This window comes from Salinivibrio costicola subsp. alcaliphilus, from assembly GCF_001996185.1.
Taxonomy (GTDB): domain Bacteria; phylum Pseudomonadota; class Gammaproteobacteria; order Enterobacterales; family Vibrionaceae; genus Salinivibrio; species Salinivibrio costicola.
In genome coordinates this window covers 1-2,943 of record NZ_MUFR01000081.1, presented here as the reverse complement: position 1 = coordinate 2,943, position 2,943 = coordinate 1, and the positions used below count along the sequence as shown (strand labels likewise).

Annotated in this window: 3 protein-coding genes; 1 reads left to right on the top strand and 2 read right to left on the bottom strand. The window is 43.2% G+C overall.

Annotated features, from left to right (window positions below; translation table 11 throughout):
• The first annotated feature begins 208 nt into the window (after window positions 1–208).
• Window positions 209–1,165 carry an IS110 family transposase gene (locus BZJ21_RS16620; RefSeq protein WP_201788234.1) on the top strand — a complete coding sequence of 319 codons (957 nt, stop codon included), beginning with the start codon at window positions 209–211 and terminating at the stop codon, window positions 1,163–1,165.
• Between the two features lie 30 nt (window positions 1,166–1,195).
• Here the strand turns inward: BZJ21_RS16620 and BZJ21_RS15115 are convergent, their stop codons facing one another.
• Both BZJ21_RS15115 and BZJ21_RS15110 read right to left on the bottom strand, forming a co-directional pair.
• Complete coding sequence (locus tag BZJ21_RS15115; RefSeq protein ID WP_045608270.1) at window positions 1,196–1,852, bottom strand: hypothetical protein; 657 nt, start codon at window positions 1,850–1,852, stop codon at window positions 1,196–1,198.
• 87 nt (window positions 1,853–1,939) lie between these two features.
• Window positions 1,940–2,521 carry a hypothetical protein gene (locus BZJ21_RS15110; protein WP_077670237.1) on the bottom strand — a complete coding sequence of 194 codons (582 nt, stop codon included), beginning with the start codon at window positions 2,519–2,521 and terminating at the stop codon, window positions 1,940–1,942.
• Between the last annotated feature and the right edge of the window lie 422 nt (window positions 2,522–2,943).

The following is a 2,943-nucleotide window of genomic DNA, read 5'->3' as shown; positions in this document are numbered from 1 at the left end:
ACACTCAATCCAAGCAGCTCAGAAGACAATCAACGAGGCGGTCAAAAAAGCGCCGCTTAATTAGGAAATCTGGTCAACTACCTTGAAATCTACCGCCTCTGTCGAGAGACCGATAACAAACATGAACGCACCTTAGAACTCCAAGCACCAAACTCGAATACTCGACTGGGTCTCGAACCCGTATTACGCAAACAAGAGTTAGCTTATTATGAATACTGCGTCCAATCAAAACATCTACATCGGCGTCGATACCGGCAAAGCGCAACTCGACATCTACGTCAGACCAACTGCGCACTTCTTCTCTGTGCCAAACACTGATAAAGGCATTAAAGATGCATTGAAAATCATCAAGCCATATCAGCCTGAGCGCATCATCATTGAAGCCACTGGCCGATTAGAAATGCCCTTTGTGCTCGCGTGTATTGAAGCCAATTTACCCATCGTACGCGCCAACCCTGTGCACATTAAACGCTTCGCCGGCGCCATTGGCCGCAGAGCGAAAAATGACCGCTTAGATGCTGAGTTAATCGCACATTATGGCGACGCCATTAAGCCTGAAATCACCATTATCAAGGCGGAAAATATACGTCTAATGAGTGACTTAGTCATCAGGAGAAACCAGCTCCTATCTATGCAAACGATGGAAAAGAACCGCTTGCAGATACTGCCCAAAACCTTGCATTCAACCATCAAACCCTTGCTCACTGCGATGAAAAATCAAATCACCAACATCGAACAAAAACTCGTGACGTTGATTGAAGCATGCCCTGAATATCAGACTAAAAATACGCTCTTACAAAGCGTGCCTGGCATTGGCAGCATTGCGGCAGCATCTATCATCAGTAACGTCCCTGAGCTGGGCTATATAACTAAAAAACAAGCGGCATCTCTCATTGGTGTTGCACCCGTGACAAAAGAAAGTGGGCGATATAAAGGCAAACGGGTGATCCAAGGTGGACGTGCTCAAGTTCGTACCGTGTTGTATATGGCGATGATGTCTGCGATGCAATGTAATCCTGTTTTTAAAGCGACGCATACCCGATTAGTGGCCGCTGGAAAGCCGAAAAAAGTCGCCATTATTGCCTGTGTGCGCAAGATGGTAGTGATCTTAAATTCGATGCTCAGAGACGGCGTGATGTGGGATAAAAATCTCGCTAAAATTTAGTGATTGACGACATACTCGTTTGTTAGCCCACTATTTCGGCGTTACATCTAAGTAAGCATAGAAACCTGTCTCTATCTTGTGCTCTGTTCCACCAATTCCTTTATAGTAATAGTTCAGGTAAATTGGCTGTGATGATGTTTGATATCCACCATTACCTGAGCGTACATACTTCTTATCTAATTCTTTCTGAATGGACTCAGGAATACTAGATTCCTTACCAACACCTAAAAAGTTTTCATAGTGCGTCTTTGAACTAACATACCGTTTAAGCTCATTTATTTCGACTATTGGAATGGAGGCTGTTTTATTTGAACCTATTCTCAGTGTTCCAGAGCGTGAAAAATCAGAGCGGCTTACTACATCAAAATCCACTGGTTCTCCGTTATTTACAATCATTGCACTGAACTCTAGCGCTGGACCACGAGAAACATTCTCAAACTCTATTGTAAGGAACGCAGAATCATCAGTAATCCATTTGGTTATCTCGACAAGCTTTACGTTTACTTCAGGCTTGTACTCCTCTTTAGCAATCTCTTGATGAATATCTTTATCTGCAAACGGGTTGTGTATAGTCAAGCCTATACCTAATATAGCCAAACTAATGCCTAATATTCCCAGCAACCACCCCCAAAACGAGTACTTACTAGGAAGTGTCCATTTTTTATACTGGCTGTATTTTGGAAACAATTTTCTAACCTCTATCTATAATTCACTTTGATGGGCTAACGCCCAAAGCAGCGTGCGCTGCTTTTTGGCGTCCGCTGCCTTTGTTTGTTATGCATTTTCACCAACTGACTCTACTTGTGTATTAAGTATCTGGCGCATCATTATGAGCGAAAATTTCACTCCGTCTTTTTCTTCAATCATATCTTTAAGATATATCTTGTTGTTGTCGTATTTTTCGGGAAAACGAATACTCATATAAGTCATGCGTTTTTTATCTGCTTCCCAGAAGCGATACTTCACTTCATCGTGGCCAGCATACTTTTTTAGGAAGCGGTCAATCGTCAAGCCTTCTCTCTGCCAATTAACTAACTCTTTACTCACCCACACCTCATCCCATGTTTCAAATACGGGGAAATGAGCGAGTATGTTACGTACGAACTTAAACAGAGGGCCCCCAATCTCAGATTCCATCGGAGGACGCTGCCTCTTTAGCGCTTCAAGTACATGCTTGAATGGCTCATAAGCTAAAAGCTCGGCATAAACTGCAAAGATGCTCGACACTTTCCCAAACCTATAGCAATCCTCTTTTGCCCAGAAATCATCCACCATGATCTCATCGAACAAGTCGTAAAACCGGTTGTACCCAAGACTGAGGAATAACTTTTCAGATTTATTAGGTCTCGCTTCCATTACTCAATCTACCTAGATGCATAACGCCTGGGCTCAGCGGCCGATTTGGAGGCGCACAGCGCCGGAAAAGCGGTCCGCTGCAGCCCCTTGTTATGCTTTCCAACCATGGTTGTCGCCTCGGACAATGGCCCTTTTCGTAAAGCCCTTCAAATCATCTATCTCTTCAATCCAAAGATCTAGGTTTCCGTAGGCATTTTTGAAGTCATCCCACGACAAAGGGCTATCATCAAATTTTTCAATGCCTCTTGAATAATTAAATAGTCTACCGACTAGAGCTTGGAGCTCCCCTAACCTATAGAGATAGGATCTGATATTTTCCTTTATTATACCCAATTAACTTGAAGATGCATGATTGAACATCTGAAAGTTATCGTTAATACGAGACGTCAAAGACCCTGCGATCTCAGGAAGAGTCACAGTAA

Coding starts and splice junctions, on each gene's coding strand:
- BZJ21_RS16620 (WP_201788234.1), top strand. CDS start 209: ATGAATACTGCGTCCAATCAAAACATCTACATCGGCGTCGATACCGGC.
- BZJ21_RS15110 (WP_077670237.1), bottom strand. CDS start 2,521: ATGGAAGCGAGACCTAATAAATCTGAAAAGTTATTCCTCAGTCTTGGG.